The sequence below is a fragment of the Halomonas gemina genome, assembly GCF_023554995.1.
Classification (GTDB): Bacteria; Pseudomonadota; Gammaproteobacteria; order Pseudomonadales; family Halomonadaceae; genus Halomonas; species Halomonas gemina.
In genome coordinates this window covers 1-18766 of record NZ_JAMJPK010000005.1, presented here as the reverse complement: position 1 = coordinate 18766, position 18766 = coordinate 1, and the positions used below count along the sequence as shown (strand labels likewise).

At 68.4% G+C, this 18766-nt stretch carries 18 protein-coding genes and 1 rRNA gene; 9 read left to right on the top strand and 10 right to left on the bottom strand.

Annotation, left to right across the window (positions count from 1 at the left end; translation table 11 throughout):
* Positions 1–68: 68 nt before the first annotated feature.
* Positions 69–1247, bottom strand: a complete 1179-nt coding sequence (gene fadA, locus M8009_RS11550; RefSeq protein WP_250061225.1) for an acetyl-CoA C-acyltransferase FadA — start codon at positions 1245–1247, stop codon at positions 69–71.
* A 63-nt stretch (positions 1248–1310) separates the two neighbouring features.
* A complete protein-coding gene (fadB, locus tag M8009_RS11545) occupies positions 1311–3512 on the bottom strand; it encodes a fatty acid oxidation complex subunit alpha FadB (protein WP_250061223.1) in 2202 nt (733 codons plus the stop codon).
* A gap of 163 nt (positions 3513–3675) precedes the next feature.
* On the opposite strand from fadB, the gene M8009_RS11540 reads away from it, so the two are divergent.
* On the top strand, positions 3676–5007 hold the full coding sequence (locus tag M8009_RS11540) for a DUF5924 family protein (protein WP_250061221.1): 1332 nt from the start codon (positions 3676–3678) through the stop codon (positions 5005–5007).
* Positions 5008–5076: 69 nt separating this feature from the next.
* A complete protein-coding gene (gene slyA / locus M8009_RS11535; RefSeq protein WP_250061219.1) occupies positions 5077–5520 on the top strand; it encodes a transcriptional regulator SlyA in 444 nt (147 codons plus the stop codon).
* A 6-nt stretch (positions 5521–5526) separates the two neighbouring features.
* On the opposite strand, the gene M8009_RS11530 is transcribed toward slyA, so the two are convergent.
* Positions 5527–6057: a preprotein translocase subunit YajC gene (locus M8009_RS11530; RefSeq protein WP_250061217.1), complete on the bottom strand. Its 531-nt coding sequence runs from the start codon at positions 6055–6057 to the stop codon at positions 5527–5529.
* 106 nt (positions 6058–6163) lie between these two features.
* On the opposite strand from M8009_RS11530, the gene M8009_RS11525 reads away from it, so the two are divergent.
* The gene (locus M8009_RS11525) at positions 6164–6619 is read left to right on the top strand and encodes a universal stress protein (protein WP_250061215.1); all 456 of its coding nucleotides are present in this window, start codon (positions 6164–6166) and stop codon (positions 6617–6619) included.
* Between the two features lie 83 nt (positions 6620–6702).
* Here the strand turns inward: M8009_RS11525 and M8009_RS11520 are convergent, their stop codons facing one another.
* The gene (locus tag M8009_RS11520; RefSeq protein WP_250061213.1) at positions 6703–8634 is read right to left on the bottom strand and encodes an ATP-binding cassette domain-containing protein; all 1932 of its coding nucleotides are present in this window, start codon (positions 8632–8634) and stop codon (positions 6703–6705) included.
* Between the two features lie 100 nt (positions 8635–8734).
* Here M8009_RS11520 and M8009_RS11515 point away from each other — a divergent pair, with 100 nt between their 5' ends.
* Complete coding sequence (locus M8009_RS11515) at positions 8735–9622, top strand: TatD family hydrolase (protein ID WP_250061211.1); 888 nt, start codon at positions 8735–8737, stop codon at positions 9620–9622.
* A gap of 1 nt (position 9623) precedes the next feature.
* A complete protein-coding gene (locus tag M8009_RS11510) occupies positions 9624–10178 on the top strand; it encodes a hypothetical protein (RefSeq protein WP_250061207.1) in 555 nt (184 codons plus the stop codon).
* Between the two features lie 16 nt (positions 10179–10194).
* Here M8009_RS11510 and M8009_RS11505 read toward each other — a convergent pair whose 3' ends face one another.
* The gene (locus M8009_RS11505; protein WP_250061205.1) at positions 10195–12366 is read right to left on the bottom strand and encodes a thiamine pyrophosphate-dependent enzyme; all 2172 of its coding nucleotides are present in this window, start codon (positions 12364–12366) and stop codon (positions 10195–10197) included.
* Positions 12367–12402: 36 nt separating this feature from the next.
* Entirely contained in the window at positions 12403–12978 is a 576-nt protein-coding gene (locus M8009_RS11500) for an elongation factor P hydroxylase (RefSeq protein ID WP_347709843.1), read from the bottom strand.
* Positions 12979–13184: 206 nt separating this feature from the next.
* Here M8009_RS11500 and M8009_RS11495 point away from each other — a divergent pair, with 206 nt between their 5' ends.
* The 3 genes from M8009_RS11495 to M8009_RS11485 all read left to right on the top strand — a co-directional run bounded on the left by M8009_RS11495 (position 13185) and on the right by M8009_RS11485 (position 16444).
* Complete coding sequence (locus M8009_RS11495; RefSeq protein ID WP_250061908.1) at positions 13185–14576, top strand: MATE family efflux transporter; 1392 nt, start codon at positions 13185–13187, stop codon at positions 14574–14576.
* Entirely contained in the window at positions 14548–15630 is a 1083-nt protein-coding gene (locus tag M8009_RS11490; RefSeq protein WP_250061203.1) for a DUF3080 family protein, read from the top strand. Before M8009_RS11495 ends, M8009_RS11490 begins: the two co-directional genes overlap by 29 nt.
* Positions 15631–15727: 97 nt before the next feature.
* The gene (locus M8009_RS11485) at positions 15728–16444 is read left to right on the top strand and encodes a hypothetical protein (RefSeq protein WP_250061202.1); all 717 of its coding nucleotides are present in this window, start codon (positions 15728–15730) and stop codon (positions 16442–16444) included.
* Between the two features lie 15 nt (positions 16445–16459).
* On the opposite strand, the gene tusA is transcribed toward M8009_RS11485, so the two are convergent.
* Complete coding sequence (tusA, locus tag M8009_RS11480) at positions 16460–16711, bottom strand: sulfurtransferase TusA (RefSeq protein ID WP_106228983.1); 252 nt, start codon at positions 16709–16711, stop codon at positions 16460–16462.
* Between the two features lie 41 nt (positions 16712–16752).
* On the opposite strand from tusA, the gene M8009_RS11475 reads away from it, so the two are divergent.
* Positions 16753–17043, top strand: a complete 291-nt coding sequence (locus tag M8009_RS11475) for an antibiotic biosynthesis monooxygenase family protein (RefSeq protein ID WP_106228982.1) — start codon at positions 16753–16755, stop codon at positions 17041–17043.
* An 11-nt stretch (positions 17044–17054) separates the two neighbouring features.
* On the opposite strand, the gene rlmM is transcribed toward M8009_RS11475, so the two are convergent.
* From rlmM to rrf, 3 genes are all read right to left on the bottom strand, one after another.
* Complete coding sequence (rlmM, locus tag M8009_RS11470) at positions 17055–18128, bottom strand: 23S rRNA (cytidine(2498)-2'-O)-methyltransferase RlmM (protein ID WP_250061201.1); 1074 nt, start codon at positions 18126–18128, stop codon at positions 17055–17057.
* A complete protein-coding gene (locus M8009_RS11465; RefSeq protein ID WP_250061200.1) occupies positions 18125–18553 on the bottom strand; it encodes a DUF2721 domain-containing protein in 429 nt (142 codons plus the stop codon). Before M8009_RS11465 ends, rlmM begins: the two co-directional genes overlap by 4 nt.
* 113 nt (positions 18554–18666) lie before the next feature.
* A 5S ribosomal RNA gene (rrf, locus tag M8009_RS11460) occupies positions 18667–18766 on the bottom strand; the annotation flags it as partial.

Below are 18766 nucleotides of genomic sequence, written 5' to 3'. Positions count from 1 at the left end.
AACGCAGGACGGCACCCGAGTAGGGTGCCGTCCTGCGTATCACCGCGACCGTTATCAGGCCGTGCGGATTACTTGAGCCGTTCGAACACCGTGGCCACGCCCTGCCCCATGCCGATGCACATGGTCGCCAGGCCCAGGGTAGTATCGCGCTCCTGCATCACGTTGAGCAGGGTGGTGCTGATGCGCGCCCCGGAGCAGCCCAGCGGATGGCCCAGGGCGATGGCGCCGCCATGGAGGTTGACCTTGTCGTCCATGGCGTCGCGCAGGCCCAGGTCCTTGAGCACCGGCAGCGCCTGGGCGGCAAAGGCCTCGTTGAGCTCCACGTTCTGGATGTCGTCGATGGTCAGGCCCGCGCTCTTGAGCGCCTTCTTCGAGGCCGGCACCGGGCCATAGCCCATGATGGAGGCATCGCAGCCGGCCACGCCGGTGGAGAGTACCCGGGCGATGGGCTCGAGGCCCAGCGCCCTGGCGCGCTCGTAGCTCATCACCGCCATGCCGGCCGCTCCCACCGAGAGCGCCGAGGAGGTGCCGGCGGTGACGGTGCCGCTGCGAGGGTCGAAGGCCGGCTTGAGCTCGGCCATCTTCTCCAGGCTGGCGTCGCCGCGGATCACCTCGTCGCGGTCGACCCGCACCCGGAAGCCGTTGCCGTCGTGGCCCTCGATGCCGATGATCTCGCGGTCGAAACCGCCGTTCTCCATCGCCGCCTGGGCCCGCTGGTGAGAGCGCACGCCGAAGGCGTCCTGCTCCTTGCGGGAGATGCCGTGCATCTTGCCCAGCAGCTCGGCGGTCAGCCCCATCATCATGGCCGCCTTGGCCACGTGCTTGCTGGCCGCCGGATTGACGTCGACGCCATGGGTCATGCCGACGTGCTCCATGTGCTCCACGCCGCCGATGATGTAGAACTCACCCATGCCGGCCCGGATGTTGGCGGCGGCGATGTGCAGCGCACTCATCGAGGAGCCGCACAGGCGGTTGACCGTCTGCGCCGGCACGGTGTGCGGGATGCCGGTGAGGATCGCCGCGTTGCGGGCGACATTCATGCCCTGCTCCAGGGTCTGGTTGACGCAGCCCCAGATCACGTCGTCGACCTCGGCCGGGTCGAGCCCCGGGTTGCGGTCGAACAGCGCCTGCATCACCGCGGCGGAGAGATTCTCGGCACGCACGTGGCGGAAGGCACCCTGCTTCGCCTTGGCCATGGCGGAACGGGCACAGTCGACCACCACCACGTCTCTCGGATTCAAGCTCATCGATAACTCCTTAAATAGTGTCCGGAACGTCCCGACCGTTGCGTGGCATCTTGTGTGGAAGCATCAGCCCTGGGCCTTGCTGGCGTAGAACTTCTCGCCGGAGGCGGCCATCTGGCGCAGCTTTTCGGTGGGCGCGTAGAGCGGGCCGAGCTCCTCGGCCAGGCGCTCGGCCTGGGTGACGAAGGCGTCGACGCCCATGGCATCGATGTAGCGCAGCGCACCGCCGCGGAACGGCGGGAAGCCGATGCCGTAGATCAGCGCCATGTCGGCCTCGGCCGGGCTGCCGACGATGCCGTCTTCGAGGCAGCGCACGGTCTCCAGGCACAGCGGCACCATCATGCGAGCGATGATCTCCTCGTCGGAGAACTCGCGGCTCTCGCTGGCCACGCCCTTGACCAGCTCGATGGCGGCCTCGTCGCGCACCTTCTGCGGCTTGCCCTTGCGGTCTTCCTCGTAGGCGTAGAAGCCCTTGGCGTTCTTCTGCCCCAGGCGATCGTTCTCGAACATCACCTGGATGGCGCTCTTGCCCTTACCTTCCCCCCTGTCACCGGCCATGCCGGCCATCCGCTCCGGGAAGCCCTCGGCCATCACTTCGCCGGCGTGCACGGCGGTGTCCATGCCCACCACGTCGAGCAGGTAGGCAGGGCCCATGGGCCAGCCGAACTTCTCCATCACCTTGTCGATGCGCTGGAAGTCGGCGCCCTGCTCCACCAGCTGGCTGAAGCCGCCGAAGTAGGGGAAGAGCACGCGATTGACCAGGAAGCCGGGGCAGTCGTTGACCACGATGGGCGTCTTGCCCATGGCCCGGGCGTAGGCCACGGTGGCCGCCACGGCGGCATCACCGGTCTTCTCGCCGCGGATCACCTCCACCAGCGGCATGCGGTGAACCGGGTTGAAGAAGTGCATGCCGCAGAAGTTCTCCGGCCGCTTGAGGTTCTGGGCCAGGCGCGTGATCGAGATGGTCGAGGTGTTGGAGGTCAGGATCGTCTCCTCGCCTACCAGACCCTCCACCTCGGTGAGCACCGCATCCTTGACCTTGGGGTTCTCGACCACGGCCTCGACCACCAGGTCGACATGGCCGAAGTCGCCATAGGAGAGGGTCGGGCGAATGTTCGAGAGCTTCTCGGCCATCTGGCCGGTGGAGAGCTTGCCCCGCTCCGCCTGCTTGGCGAAGAGCTTGCGGGCCTCCTTGAGGCCGAGCTCGATGGCCTCCTCCTTGATGTCCTTCATCAAAATGGGCGTGCCCTTGGACGCGCTCTGGTAGGCGATGCCGCCCCCCATGATGCCGGCGCCGAGCACCGCCGCCTGCTTGACGGGCCGCGCCTGCTTCTCGTACTGGCTGCCCTTCTTCTTGACCACCTGGTCGTTCATGAACAGGCCGACCAGGTTGAAGGCCACCTCGGAGAGCGCCAGCTTGGCGAAGGCCTTGGCCTCGATGGCCTGGGCCCGGGCGCGCGACTCGCCGGCGCCCTTCTGGATGACCTTGATGGCCTCCACCGGTGCCGGGTAGTGCGGGCCCGCCTTGCCGGCCACATAGCCCTTGGCGGTCTCGAAGGCCATCATCTGCTCGATGGGGCCGAGCGTGAGCGGGGCGCTCTTCTCGGCGCGGCGGGCCTGGTGGTCGAGCTCGCCACGATGGGCGCGAGCCAGGATATCCAGGGCCGCGGCTTGCAGCTGCTCGCCCGGCACCACGGCGTCCACCGCGCCCATGCTGAGGGCGGCGTCGGCGCGATTCTCGGTGCCACCGGCGATCCACTCCACGGCATTGTCGGCACCGATGAGGCGCGGCAGACGCACACAGCCGCCCCAGCCGGGCAGGATGCCGAGCTTGGTCTCGGGCAGGCCGATCTTCGCGGACTCGGCCATGACGCGAAAGTCGGTGGTCAGGGTGATCTCGCAGCCACCACCCAGCGCCAGGCCATTGATGGCGGTGACGGTGGGGAACGGCAGGTCCTCGATGGCATTGAAGATGCCGTGCACCCGCTCGAGCATGGCCTCGATCTGCTCGGCGCCCTGCTCGAACATGCCATGGAACTCGGTGATGTCGGCGCCGACGATGAACGCCTCCTTGGCGCTGCCGATCACCAGGCCCTCGAGGCCTTTCTCGGCCCGGATGGCCGCGACGGCCTCACCCAGTTCCGCGACCACGGCGCTGGAGAGCTTGTTGATGGACTCGTCCTTCAGGTCGAAGGTGAGCGTGGCGATGGCATCGCCAGCGCCCTCGAGACCACGCGCCACCGTGATGGCATTGCCTTGATAGATCATCCACGAACCTCCATGCAGGAATTCATACGGCCGTTTGATTTTCGACAGCTTGGTGCAGCCGAGCCCGCACGTCAAGCCCCTGCCAACAGCATGGCACGTCCCCGGCGACTCACCCCAGCGGGACGAGCGCTGTTAGACTCGCCGGATGAACCGAGAAACGCCGATGGACGCGCCCCAGCCTTCTGCCCCCCCTGCCGCCGGCAGCTCGTCACCGCGCCTGAGTGCCTGGCAGGCCCGCCTCGAGAGCCTGGTGGAGCGCGTCCGGCCCTGGAGCTGGCTGTGGCCACCGATGGCCCTGGCCGCCGGGCTGGGGAGCTTCTTCCTGGTGGAGCGCCAGCAGTGGCTGGGGGCGATGCTGGCCCTGGGCATGCTGCTGGCCTGGGTGCTGCTGCTCTCCGAGAGCCTGATCGGCCGACTGCTGGCCCGGCGTGGCTACCCGACCCTGCCGCGTGGCGTAACCACCTTCATCGCCCAGCTGATCCACCAGGAGACGCTGTTCTTCACCCTGCCCTTCCTGCTCGCCACCACGGTATGGCACAGCGGCCAGGCACTCTTCACCCTGCTGGTCCTGGCCATGGCGCTGCTGTCGATCCTCGACCCGCTCTACTATCGGCTGGCCGGGCGGCTGCGCTGGCTCTACTTCGCCTTCCATGCACAGTGCGTGTTCCTGGTGGTGCTGGTCACCCTGCCGACCCTGCTGCACCTGACCACCGGGCAGAGCCTGCTGCTGGCCATCGGCGCCATGGTGCTGTTCAGCCTGCCGAGCCTGATGCACCTGCTTCGCCCCATGAGCCCCTCGCGCTGGCTGGCGATGCTGGCACTGCTGCCGTTGCTGGCCGGCGTGGCCTGGGCGGGACGCGTCTGGGTACCGCCGGCCAGCCTGTGGATCTCGGGCAGCGCCCTATCGCCCGAGTTCGATACCCAGGCCAGGAGCCCCCTCGGCAGCACGCCGCTGACCCCGGCGGCGCTGGCCAGCGAGGGGCTCTACGCCTTCACCGCAATCCATGCTCCCCGCGGCCTGCGCGAGGAGGTGGTGCATGTATGGCGACAGGACGGCGAGGAGGTCGACCGCATCCCGCTGGAGATCCAGGGGGGCCGCGAGGCCGGCTACCGGGCCTGGAGCCACAAGCAGAACTTCCCCGCGGACGCGCGTGGCACGTGGCGCATCGACGTGATGACCGACAGCGGCCAGCGGATCGGGATGCTGCGCTTCACGGTGACTGACGACGCCCGGGCGGCCACCCTGGCCGACGGTACCATCCAGCGGCCCTCGGGCATTCCCGGCCTGGATGTCCGGCGGCTGCTGCCCCGGCCCGAGTCGGCCCCCAAGGACGCCGCCGAGGAGGACGTCCAGCAGGAGGCATCGGCGAAGGCGCCCACCTCCCCGGGAGTCGAGGAGGCCCCAGACGGCGAGAAGCAGGCAGGCGAGGCAGGCGAGGCAGGCGAGGCAGGCGAGGCAGAGGATGACGCGGGCGCTGAAGAGAGGGTGCAATGATAAGCCTGCTTGCATTCCACGTCGGCGGTTCGGACAATCCGCTCAGGCTTCTCCCGGATGCACAGACCCATGCACCAGAACATCGGCTTCCAGCTGTCCCGCGTGCCGCGCCTGTGGCGTGCCGTCATCGACCGGCGACTGGCGCCGCTGGGCCTGACCCAGACCCGCTGGATCACCCTCTACCACCTCTGGCGACTCGGTGATGGCCAGCCCCAGTGTGACCTGGCCCGCGCCATCGGCGTCGAGGCCCCCTCCCTGGTCCGCACCCTGGACCAACTCTCCGAGCAGGGCCTGATCGAGCGGCGCGGCTGCGAGCAGGACCGCCGCACCAAGCGGATCTTCCTGACCCCCGAAGCCACGCCGCTACTGGAGCAGATCGATGCGGTGGTCAACCAGGCGCGCAGCGAGATGCTCGCCGGCCTCGACGACGCGGAGGTCGCCCAGCTGGCGAGCCTGCTGTCGCGCATCGAGGAGAACGGCCTGGCGATCCAGGCCCACGAGGACACCGAGTGACGGACCTCAGGCGCGCGGCCCCTCCAGGGGCGCGTCCTTCCCGAGCTGGTCGGGACGCCCGGCGAGGGCGTCGCGCAGCGCCGTGAAGTCCTCCAGGTAGCTGGAGAAACGCTCGGCATCCTGTGACTCCCACCACCAGAGGCCGAGCGCCGCCCGGTTCGACTCCAGCACCATGGCATCCAGCGGCAGGCGCGTCAGCAGCGCCTCGAGGGGTGCCTCGGCTGCCGTCGGCAGGGGCCGCAGCGGCTCGACGCGCCAGCACCAGCCATGGCGGAACGGCTTGAGCGCCGGTCCGGCCTCGGTGTCCCGTACCAGCATGAAATCGGGCCCCGGCTGCTGTGGCGGATAGGGCCAGCGGTAGTGGGGCATGACTCCCTTGGCATCATGCAGCGGCGGCCGGGCCAGCTTGACGGTGACGCCGGCCCGGCTCATGGCCGTGCGCATCCGCGCCACCCGCTTCTGGCGCGGGTTCGGCTTGAGCCAGAGTACCGGCGAGATCACCAGCATCACCGCGACGAGAATGATCAACCAGGCCATGCCGTTCTCCCTGTGAATCTTGATGCAAGTCGTTGTCTTGTCACGCAAGGCGTCCTAGAGTGGAAGCATCCCCAAACACGCTGGATGCTGTACGGAGAGTCACACCATGAGCAACGAATATCGTCATGTCCTGGTCGCCGTCGACCTGACCAAGGACTCCCACAAGGTGCTTGAGCGAGCGATGCAGATCGCCGACCGCAACCAGGCCAAGCTGTCCATCATGCATACCCTGGAACCGCTGGGCTTCGCCTATGGCGGCGATATCCCCATGGACCTCACCAGCATCCAGGACCAGCTCGACGAACACGCCAAGCAGCGCCTGGCCGAGATCGCCGATACCCACGTGCCCAAAGAGAACCAGCATGTGGTGGTGGGCATGCCCGATACCGAGATCCACCGCTTTGCCGAGGAGCAGGACGTCGACCTGATCGTGGTCGGCTCCCACGGCCGCCATGGCTTCGCCCTGCTGCTCGGCTCCACCTCCACCGGCGTGCTGCACGGCGCCCAGTGCGACGTGCTGGCCGTGCGGGTGGGCGCCAAGGGCGAGAAGAGCGAGGAGTAACCGGCCTCGGCCCACTCCACCGGAAAGGCGCCCCCAGGGCGCCTTTCGTGTTTCAGGTCCGAGGCAAGCAACTCATCGCGCTCTCACTCGCCGGCCGCCATTGCCTCCAGCTCCATCCAGCGCTCCATGGCCGCTTCCAGCTCGGCCTGGATGTCGTTCAGGGACTGCAGGGTCGCCGAGACGGTCTCGGCATCCTGCTGGTAGAAGGCCGGGTCGCCCACCTGCGCCTCGAAGGCGGCCACCTCGCATTCCAGACGCTCGATCTCGGCCGGCAGGCCATCGAGCTCGCGCTGCAGCTTGTAGGAGAGCTTGACCGGCCGGTTCACCGGGGAAGCCTCGGAGGCTGACCTGGCCGATACCGAGGTGTCGCTCGCCGCCGGGGCCGCGGGTTCGGCCTGCTGACGCGCCGCTCCCTCCCAAGGCGCCGGCGGCAGTCGCCCCCCCTGGCGTACCCAGTCGCTGTAGCCCCCCACATACTCGCGCACCCGTCCCTGGCCCTCGAAGGCCAGCACGCTGGTCACCACGTTGTCCATGAAGGCACGGTCGTGGGAAACCAGCAGCAGGGTACCGTCGAAATTGAGCAGCAGCTCCTCGAGCAGCTCCAGGGTCTCGACGTCGAGGTCGTTGGTCGGCTCGTCGAGCACCAGGACATTGGCCGGCTGGGTGAACAGCTTGGCCAGCAGCAGGCGATTTGACTCGCCACCGGAGAGCGCCTTGACCGGCTGGCGCACCCGCTCGGGGGTGAACAGGAAGTCCTGCAGGTAGCTCATCACATGGCGGTCGCGACCGCCCACGGCGATGCGGTCGCTGCCCTGGGCCACGTTGTCGTAGACGCTCTTCTCCGGCTCCAGCCCGGCGCGCAGCTGGTCGAAGTAGGCGACCTGCAGCTTGGTCCCGAACTGCACCTTGCCCGCGGTCGGCTCGAGCTCGCCGAGCAGGATCTTGAGCAGGGTCGTCTTGCCGGCACCGTTGCGACCGATGAAGCCGATGCGGTCGCCGCGCTGGATATCCAGGCTGAGGTCATCGATCACCACCTCCGCGCCGAAGCGCTGGGTGACGTGCTCGAGGCTCACCACCCGCTTGCCGCTGCGCCCACCGCTGTCGACGGCGAGCGAGGCCTTGCCCTGGCGTTCGCGGCGTTCGCTGCGCTCCCGGCGCAGCTGCTCCAGCGCCCTCACCCGGCCCTCGTTGCGGGTGCGACGTGCCTTGATGCCCTGGCGGATCCAGGCCTCCTCCTGGGCGAGCTTCTTGTCGAACTCGGCGTGCTCGCGCGCCTCGACCTCCAGCTCGTGGTTCTTCTGTTCCTGATAGGCGGCGTAATCGCCGGGATAGCGGCCCAGGCGCCCGCGGTCGAGCTCGAGGATCGCCGTGGCGAGCCGCGACAGGAAGGCACGGTCGTGGGTGATGAAGAGCACGGCGCCATTGAAGTCCAGCAGCTGCTCTTCCAGCCAGGCGATGGTGTCGAGGTCCAGGTGGTTGGTGGGCTCGTCTAACATTAGCAGGTCGGGTTCGGCGACCAGTGCCCGGGCCAGCGCCACGCGGCGCCGCCAGCCACCGGAGAGCGCGGCCATCTCGGCGTCGGCGGGCAGCCCCAGCCGGGTCAGCACCACGTCGATGCGCTGGTGGAAGGACCAGCCGTCGATCGCCTCGATCCGCGTCTGCAGCTCGGCCATGCGGCGCATGTCCGGGTCCTCGTCGTGGATCAGGTGGTGATACTCGGAGAGCAGCTCACCGGCCTCGGGGAGGCCCTGGGCGACCACGTCGAAGATGGTCTGGCCGGTGGCATCCGGCAGCTCCTGGGCGAGCACGCCGATCTTCAATCCCGGCGCCCGCCAGATGTTGCCGCCGTCGGCCTGGATCTCGCCGGCTACCAGCTTGAGCAGGGTCGACTTGCCGGTGCCGTTGCGCCCCACCAGGGCGAGGCGCTCGCCCTTCTCCAGCACCAGGTCGGCACCGTCGAGCAGTACCTGGTTACCGTAGGCCAGTTGCAGCTGTTCCAGACGTAGCAGGGTCACGCGCTCACCTCTTCATTCATTGAGGGCGCTAGTGTAACGCATGGCCGGCCCGGCGTGGCGACGGGTACAATGCGCGCCTGATCCCTGAAGGAGTTCCGCCTTGGTTGCCCCGACCGACACCTTCGACGACGTCCTGCCCGAGGCCCTGCGCTTCACCTCGCCTGCCCCGCTGGTGGACATCGGCGCCAACCTGACCCACGAGAGTTTCGCCCGCGACCTGCCGGCGGTGCTGGCCCGTGCCCGGGCGGCGAACGTCACCACCCTGATCCTCACCGGCACCGACCGCGAGCACGCCGAACAGGCCGTGGAACTGGCGCGTCGCCACCCGGGACTCTTCGCCACCGCCGGGGTGCATCCCCATGACGCCAGCCAGTGGGATCCGGCGCTGGCGCGGGCGATGCGCGACCTGCACCGCCAGCCCGAGGTGGTGGCGGTGGGCGAGTGCGGCCTGGACTTCAACCGCAACTTTTCCACCCCCGCCGAGCAGGAGCGCGCCTTCGAGGCCCAGCTCGGCCTGGCGGCGGAGAGTGGCAAGCCGCTGTTCCTCCATGAGCGGGATGCCGGGCGACGCATGCGCGAGATGCTGCACGCCTGGCGCGACGATATCGCCGATGCGGTAATCCACTGCTTCACCGCCGACCGCGAGACCCTCTACGGCTACCGGGACCTGGACCTGCATATCGGCCTGACCGGCTGGCTGTGCGACGAGCGTCGCGGCCACCACCTGCGCGAGCTGGTCGACGAGATCCCCCTGGACCGGCTGATGGTGGAAACCGACTGCCCCTACCTGCTGCCGCGCAATTTACCTGCCAAACTCAAGGGCAGACGCCACGAACCGGCGCTCCTGCCATGGATCGTGCGGGAGATCGCCCACTGGCGGGGCATGGACGAGGCCGAACTGGCCCGTGCCACCACCGCGACCGCGCTCGCCTTCTTCCGCCTGCCGGCGGGCGAGACGCGCCACGCCACCGAACATGAGGAGTCCTGACATGGCCGGCCCCGAGAGCAAGGAAATCCCCGGCTTCATCGCCGTCGAGACCGGCGAGGATGGCGGGTTGCCGCTGGCCATCGCCTGGACGCTGCCCGACGGGCGGGTCAAGCACACCCTGATCCAGCCGGACGACGACTGGCTGGACGGCGAGATGGTCTCGCTGGGCGAGTACAGCCTGGAGGAGCTCAACAGCATGGGCGTGAGCCCGCTGGACGTGATCCGCGAGCTCGAGAACGACCACTTCAGCGAAACCCTCTTCACGGCCGGCGTGAGCGATGACGAGGCGGCGATCTCGCGGCTCTTCGACACCTATGGCCTCGACCCCTTCGTCGAACTGGCCCCGGCCGAGAGCCTCTACGATGACCTCGAGCCCGGCGGCTGGTCCCGGGCCCGGGGCGAGCTGTTCGGCGAGCTGGGCCTCGAGCCGCTGCGTCCCGAGCACGAGGTGGCGGTGATGCTCAACCTGCACCGGCGACTCGCCCCCGGCGTCGCGCCCCCCGAGGCCACCCCCTTCGATGGCCGTCTGCTGGACGGCGACGACGCCGACGACTGAGCGGGCCCCACGGCAACTACGCCCGCGACCGCCCCAGCAGCGCCAGGGCCCGCTCGACGATGCCCGCCACCGAGGGCAGCGTGACCGTGGCGGCGGGCCCCAGGGCAATGAAGCTGTCCTCGGCAGTCAGCCGCGCCAGGCGCTTCCCCGACACGCCGCGCTCGACCAGGCCGGTGATCAGCTCCTCGCTAAGCGAGCCCGACCGCCGACACTCATCGACGATCAGCACGCGATCGCAGTCAGCCACCCGGCGACGCAGAGCGGCGTGGTCGATCGCGGTCAGCCAACGCAGGTCGATGAGACGCAAGGCGATGCCCTCGGCCTCGAGACGCACGGCCGCCTGCCGTGACAGGTGAAGCCCGTTGCCGTAGCTGACGATGGCCAGATCACGCCCCTCTCCCCATTGGCCGAGCTCGCCGACTGCCAGGCGGTAGTCCGGCCCCGGATCGACACAGCAGCCGCGATCATCGCCCTCCTCCAGCAGGTCTCGAGCGTGGTAGCGGGCGATGGGCTCGAGGAGCACCACCACCCGCTGCTGCTCGTCGGCCAGGCGGACCGCTTCCTGCAGCAGCCCCACCGCCTCGGCCCCGCTGGAGGGGCAGGCCACCAGCAGCCCGGGGATGTCGCGCAGCACGGCAATGGCATTGTCGTTGTGGAAGTGGCCGCCGAAGCCCTTCTGGTAGCCGAGCCCGGCGATGCGTATCACCATGGGGTTGGTGTACTGGCCGTTGGAGAAGAAGCTCAGCGTGGCCGCCTCGCCGCGCAGCTGGTCCTCGGCGTTGTGCAGGTAGGCGAGGAACTGGATCTCGAGGATCGGCACCAGGCCGCTCTGCGCCAGGCCGATCCCCAGCCCCAGAATGCTCTGCTCGTCGAGCAGCGTATCGATCACTCGGTGCGGGCCGAACTGCGCCTGCAGACGCTGGGTGACCCCGTAGACGCCGCCCTTGCGGCCGATGTCCTCCCCGGCCATCACCAGGTGAGGGTAGCGGGTCATCAGCCGCGCCAGCGCCTGGTTGATCAGCCTGGCCATGGGGGCCGGGGTGGCGTCGACCTCCCCCTGCCAGGATCGCTGCCGACCGGGGCGCGATGGCGGCACGATACTGGCCATGACCTGCTCGACGCGCTCCAGCTTGGGTTTCCAAATCACCGCCTCGGCTTCTCGGGCCACCCGATCGCCGATCTCGCGGTAGCGCTCGGCGACCTCCTCCACGGAGAGCACGCCGTGGCGGCGTAGCAGGCCGGCACTGACCAGCAGCGGATCGCGGGCCTCATCCGCCTCGATGCGGGCAGCCGGCAGGTAGGCCTGCTGGGCATCGGAACCGGCATGGCCGAACAGCCGCACGCAGTGCATGTGCAGGAACACCGGCTGACGCCGGATGCGGGCGATACGCGCCGCCTCGCAGGCGACGCGCCAGGTGTCCAGCAGATCGAGGCCATCACAAGCGAGATAGTGGAAGCCGGGGCGCGCGCGCATGCTGGCGGCGATCCAGCCGGGCGGCGTGGGCATGGAGATGCCGATGCCGTTGTCCTCGCAGACCATCACCAGCGGCATGGGTGCGCCCTGCCAGGCGGCCCAGCCCGCGGCATTGAGGGCGCCCTGGGCGGTGGAGTGGTTGAAGGAGGCATCCCCGAAGCTGCAGATCACCACGCTGTCCGGCGGCCACTCGCCGCCACCGCCCAGGCGACGCCACAGGCCGAGGCTGTGGGCCGCCCCCACCGCCTTCGGCAGGTGGGAGGCGATGGTGCTGGTCTGCGGCGGGATGCCGAGGGATCTTGAGCCCAGCACCTTGTGGCGGCCGCCTGAGATCGGGTCCTCGGCCGAGGCCGCGAAGCTCAACAGCAGATCGCGGATCGGCGTCTGGCCCGGCACGGCACGGCTGCGCTGGATCAGGAAGGCGGCATCACGGTAGTGCAGGAAGGCGGGATCGCCGGGGCGGAAGGCCCGGGCGATGGCGGCGTTGCCCTCATGGCCGGCGCTGCCGATGGTGTAGAAGCCCTCGCCCCGTGCCTGGAGCCGTCTAGCCTGGAGGTCCAGGTGGCGACTGGTCAGCTGGGACTCGAAGAGCTCGACCAGCCCCTCGGGGCCGAGCCCGACGGCCTCGGGGGAGTGATCGTGAGACGGCGCGGGCCAGGTGTCATCATGCAGGGCGGCGAGGAAGCGATGTTCCTGAGGCAGGGAGTCGGCCACGGTCGGCCTCCGGTCGGCTGGGCGATGCCTCTCAGCCTAGTCGATCGTCTCGACAGCCCGCGACTCGACCGGTTCGAGCCAACGACGGCCGGACGCCACGGCCTCCTCGAGGCTGGCCCCGTCACCGTAGAAGGCGGCCAGCGCCTGCCGGAAGGCTGCCGCGCGCCCCGGCAGGCCCTCCCGCAGGTAGCGGTCGGCACGCGCCTCGACCCGAGCCTGGAAGCCCTCGCGGTCGACCTCCACTTCGCCCAGGTTGTCGACGCTGACGTTGAAGGGCAGGCCGCAGGCCCTCGAGAAGAGCAGCTCCAGCGCCTGGGGCGCTACCTCCACCGCCTCGAAGTCGCGCTGCTGGCGGGCATCCCGGCCGTCGGGCAGGTACCAGTAGCCGTAGTCCTCGAGCCATCGCCGCCGGGCCCCGGCGATACACCAGTGGCTGACCTCGTGCAGGGCGCTGGCGTAGAAGCCGCGGGCGAAGATCACCCGGTGCCAGGGGCAGGCATCGTCCGCCGGCAGGTAGAGCGGCTCGTCGCCGCCGCGTACCAGGCGGGTCTGGTAGCGGGGCTGGAAGAGGCCGTCGAACAGGGCCATCACATCCTCGAGTCGGTGGCTCACACGGGCTCCTGGAAGGCGTAAAGGGCGCCATTATAGGGGCAGGCCGGGGCACAGCGAAAATCGTTGCCCCCTGATAGACTGGGCGGCCTGCCGGCGCCCGTCCTGAGCCCGACGCTATCGCCCCGACCTCGACGCATGGAGCTGCTGCCTTGGCCTCGTTCGCCTCACGCCTGCTGGTCACCAGTCGCCAGGAAACGCGGCCCCTGATGCGCCTGGCGCTGCCCATCTGCGGGGCCCAGCTGGCCCAGGCGGGCATGAGCGTCGTCGACGTGATGATGACCGGACGACTCAGCGCCACCGACCTGGCGGCGGTCTCGGTGGGTTCCAGCCTGTGGCTGCCGCTGATGCTGTTCATGACCGGTACCCTGATGGGACTGACACCGATCGTCGCCCAGCTGCTGGGAGGCGGCCGCACGGCGGGCATCCGTCCCAGCGTCCACCAGGCGCTGTGGATCGCCCTCGTCCTGGGCATGATCGCCGCGGCGCTGCTGTGGTTCACGGTGATGCCGGTGTTTCGCCTGATGGCGGTGCCCGAGGAGGTCGCCGGGCGCGCCGCCGCCTACTTGGCCGCCGTGGCTTTCGGCATGCCCGGGGTGGCCCTCTTCCAGGCGCTGCGCGCCTTCTCGGACGGCATGAACCATACCCGACCGTCGCTGTGGATCAGCCTGGTCGGCCTCGGCGTGAACATCCCCTGCAACTTCGTGCTGATCTACGGCGGCGAGGGGCTGACGGGGCTGTTCGGCGATTGGCTTCCCGGCAGCGTTCAGGGCCTGCAGGCCCTCGGCGCCCTGGGCTGCGGCATTGCCACGGCGCTCTCCATGTGGGTGATGGGCCTGGCGATGATCGCCTACACCCGCCGCTCCCGGGCCTATGGTGACGTCGCGCTCTGGCATTCGCCCACGCCCCCGCGCTGGCCGCTCATCGGCGAGCTGCTGCACGTGGGCGTGCCCATCGGTGTGGCGATCTTCGTGGAGGTGACGCTGTTCACCCTGATCGCCCTGTTCATCGCCAGCCTCGGCGAGATCACCGTGGCGGCGCACCAGGTGGCGCTCAACTACACCTCGATCCTCTTCATGCTGCCGCTCTCCCTGGGCATGGCCCTGACCGTGCGGGTCGGTAACACCCTGGGGCAGGGCCGCCCCGAGGCCGCCCGGCTGGTGGCCTGGCATGGCATTTTGGTAGCGCTAGCCGTGGCGGCGCTCAACAACTTGCTGCTGTGGTTCTCCGCCGAGCCGGTGATCGGGCTTTATACTCATGACAGCGAGGTGCAGCGCCTGACCCTGACGCTGGTCGGCCTGGCGATGCTCTACCAGGTCTCGGACGCCCTGCAGGTCAACCTGGCCGGGGCCCTGCGAGGCTACAAGGACACCCGCATCGTCATGCTGATTACCCTGTTGGCCTACTGGCTGGTGGGGCTGGGGGGAGGACACTGGCTGGGCGCGCATGGCCTGTTCGGGTGGATCGACCCGCTGGGCGTGTACGGCTACTGGATCGGCCTGATTGCCGGCTTGACCACCGCCGCCGTGCTGCTGGGAGAGCGGCTCAGGCGCATCAGCAAGGCGACGACCCATGGACAGATCGAGATTCCTGCCGGCTGATGCCGGCCATGCTTCCCGCCTTCGCGGAACCCGGGGACTGGTGGCGATACTGTTGCTGCTGCTGGCCGGCTGCGGCGAGGGCGACAGCGAGACGCTGCTGCGCGACTACCAGCAGCGCCTCGCCGAGAGCCTCTCCCGCGAAGTGCCGCGGCGCTCGACTCCGGACAACATCGGTGCCTTCCCCGAGCATGACCAGCGGCTGTTCGAGATTGCCGGGACCCGCGAGGGCATGCTCGACATCTATGCCCTGCGCGAGTGCCACATCGCCAACCTCGTGGCGGGACGCAACAACCAGCTCGGCATGGTGGCGGCCCCCAGCCAGCGCTGGCTCTACGAGCTCGAGCTGTGGCGCCGGCTGAGTAGCTGCTGGAACGGCGAGGTGCCGGACGCCCTCTCCGATGACAGCCGCGAACGCCTGGCCCGGCTCACCGCCACCAAGACCGATCAGCTGCCACGGGTCAGCTGGAACGCCCTGTTCGCCTCCGAAGAGTGGGTCAAGAACTTCTCCCGGGCGAGCTCTCCCCTCTCCCCCGACGCCCTCGACGAGGTCGAGCCGCGCAGTGCCGCCCTGAGCTACCTGCGCGAGGCGACCCTGCATCAGTTCGACCGTGACTGGCTGGCCGACTCGGCCACCCTCGAGGGTCACCTCAAGACCCTGCAGGAGCGCCCGCTCTCCGCCGAGCTGCTGCGCGCCCTGCTGCTGGCCGAGCAGCGCCTGGGCGAGGCCTCGACGCTGATCGAAGAGACCCTGGAGCACCTCGACGGGGCAGCCTGCCGCCGGGCGGCCGACGACCTGGCGGATTCCCCCGAGGCGACCCGGCTGGCGGCCTGGCTGGACGACCTCGACCGCGCCGCGCGGCACTGGCTCGGGGCCATCGACGCCCTCCTCGAGGTGCATGTAGCCCCCCCGCCGGCGGTGACCGACTATCGGCGACGCTGGCTCTCGTTGAGCGCCCCCGAGGCCCCCCTGCCGGCCTTCACGGCGGCCCGCGACCACCATGCTGCACTGCGCCTCCGGCTCGCCCGTCACTGCGGATCAGCCACCGGGACTTAACCTCGGCAATCACTCTGTGCTATTGATGAGACAACAGTGACGCAGTGCGCTGCTGACCAGGCCGATGCCGTGACCACGCAGCACTTGGAGGGACATCATGGGAATCCCGCAGTCACCCCGCTCCGCCCGGGTCATCGACCTGGAGGCCATGCGCCAACGTCAACTGGCCCGACGCCGGTTGGTTCGTCTTTCGCCCGAGCTGGATAACCTGGAGATGGTCTATCGGCTCGCCTCGGATGCCGACACCCTGTACGGCATGCCCCTGCTGGCCTGGGGACTCCAGGAAGATGGCGAGGTAGTCGGCCTGGTGCCCTGGATGGAAGCCCTCACGCCCTGCCACCGGCTGGATGACGCCGAGCACGGCCATTTCATCGGCTACCGCGACCCGGAGACCGAGGAGCTCTTCGAGGAGGCGCCCGAGCACAAGGTGCTGGAGCTCGAGCATGCCGCCGCCTACTTCGATTACGAAGAGACCGACGAGACCACGCTGATCCAGCAGCTTCCCGAGACCCAGGGGACCCATGCCCTGTGCATGGACGAGAACGATGCGCCCTGGCAGCTGAAGCAGGTCTTCGGCTGGCGCCTCTACAGCGACGGCACCGTGGAGGCCCTGCTCGCCGACGAACGCCTCGTCGAGACCACCCCGATCCTGCCCGGCGATCCCTGCCTCTATCCCGGCCACAGTCGCCACCGCGTGGTCTACTTCTTCCAGCGGCAGATCGCCAACCGCATCCGCCACGAGGACCCCACCACTCTCGAGGCCCTGGCGCTGATGGTCATGCCCGGCAACGACGTTGACACACCGGCCGAGTGACGGGCTGGCCGCGACTCAGCCGAGACGGATAAAGTAGAGGTAGCTGCCGTCATCTTCCTGCTGGTGCAGGAGCTCATGCCCGAGGAAACTGCAGAACTTGGGGATGTCACGGGTCGTGGCCGGGTCGCTGGCGATCACCTTGAGCACCTCCCCCGCGTGCATGTCTCGCACCTTGTTGTGCATCAGCATGATCGGTTCGGGGCAGTAGAGCCCAGTGGTATCGAGTTGCGCATCACAGGCCGGCAGGGAATCCGCGGAATCAACCATCGATGACCTCGTTGCAGGACAGTTAAGTAAGGGAGTAACGGATGATAAAGATCATTATCGAACGTCGTATCATGCCCGGCCTGGAGGAGGAATACGAGGCGGCTGCCCGGGAGGCCATGCGCCATTCCCTCGGCGCGCGTGGCTTCGTCGGCGGCGAGAGCCTCGTCGAGCTTGGCCACAGCGATCGACGTCTGATGATCACCAAGTGGCGCGACATGCGCGCCTGGAAGGAGTGGTACCAGAGCGAGACACGTGCCCGGGTCATGCAGAGCCTGCTGCCACTGCTGACCGAAGAGGAGCGTATCCGCATCTACGAGCCGACGACCCACTGACGGCGCGCGGGTCAGGCCCCGTCCAGGATCCGAACGTGTACCGTCACCTCCTCGCGATCATGGTAGAGGTGGCGACATGCCACCTCGGCCCGCACGCCGGCCTCGGCGAGGGCCGACTCCAGACCCGACAGGCAGCGGGAGACCTCCTGCCAGCGCCGCTTCATGGGCAGCTTCAGGTTGAAGACCGCCTCCCGGCACCAGCGACGTAACAGCCAGCGCTGGACCATCGCCATCACGCGTGATGGCTTGTCGACGATATCGCACACCAGCCAGTCGAGCCGGCCGGGCGGCTCCCAGATGAAACCGTCCTCGCGCAGGTGTTCCACCAGCCCCGTGGCCATCAACCCCTTGTCCATGGGGCCGTTGTCGATGGCATAGACATGCATCCCGCGCTGCACCAGCTGCCAGGTCCAACCGCCGGGGGCAGCGCCCAGGTCGGCCGCCTGCATGCCCTCCCCGAGGCGTTCGTCCCATTCGTCTCGCGGGATGAACTCGTGCCAGGCTTCTTCCAGTTTAAGGGTGGAGCGGCTCGGTGCTCGATGGGGAAAGCGTAGCCGGCGAATTCCCCCGGGGAGTTCGCTGCGGTTGCCGGGAAAGCTCATGCCCAACTGCACGCGATCACCGTCACTCCACAGCAGGTGAAGCCGGCGCCCGCCGGCCTTGCGCCGCAGGGCGCCCCGCTTCTTGAGCAGCGACTCCAGCGGTCGCTTGAGCGCCTTGATCAACCCGGCGAGGGCCTTGGCCTCGTTGGTGTCCGGTGTCTCCTGCCAGACCGAGTCGAAGCTCCAGCCGCTCGCCACGACCTGCTCGATGATCGGGGTCAGACGATCCTCGCGTGGAAGCGAGAGCGGCGGCAACGCGAGCAGGCTCTGGCGGGCAAACACCAGGCTTTGCAGCGGTAATGCGCGATGCAGCGCGTTGGCCGGGGCATCGCCGCCGGTGATGAAGCGCACGAAACCGGCGTCGGGCTTGACGTCGGACTCTCCCTGCCAGCCGAGCACCATTGCCTTGTCCTCGAGCTCTGCCGCCAGGTCCGGCTCGAATCCCGGGCGACAATAGAGCAGCAGTTCACCGGGCACGCTCATGGGCTGGCCTCCTCGGCCGCCACCGGGGAAGAGCCCTTCCTCTGATCCTCGATATCCTGCAACTGGACATTGAGCGCATTGGTGGAAATGGTCACCTCCCAGAGTGAATAGATCAGCGATATGGACAGGGTCACCAGGCTCACGCCGAAGAGCAGCATGCCCAGCAGTTCGAGCGACAGGAAGAGTGCGAACATCGACAGCGTACAGAGCAGGAAGCTCAACACGCCCGCCACCTGCATGCGCTTGGTCAGGGATATGCGCCGACGCAGCAGCACGATCTGTCGGGCGGTGCCGGACTGATGACGGTCGCGCTCCTCGTCCGCCAGTTTGCGGATCAGCTGGGCGAGCACCAGGAAGCGGTTGGTATAGGCCAGCAGCAGCAGCGAGATGGCGGGAAACAGCAGGGCCGGGGTGGTCAACGTCACGAAACGATCTCCGGTTTTCATTCGCAACGCCATGATAACAGGTGACACTTCCACGGGCCGCGCATGAAAAAACCCCGAGCTCTCAATGAACTCGGGGTTTTTTCTGAATAGGTGCCTGACGATGACCTACTCTCGCATGGGGAGGCCCCACACTACCATCGGCGCTGAGCGGTTTCACTGCTGAGTTCGGCATGGGATCAGGTGGTTCCCGCA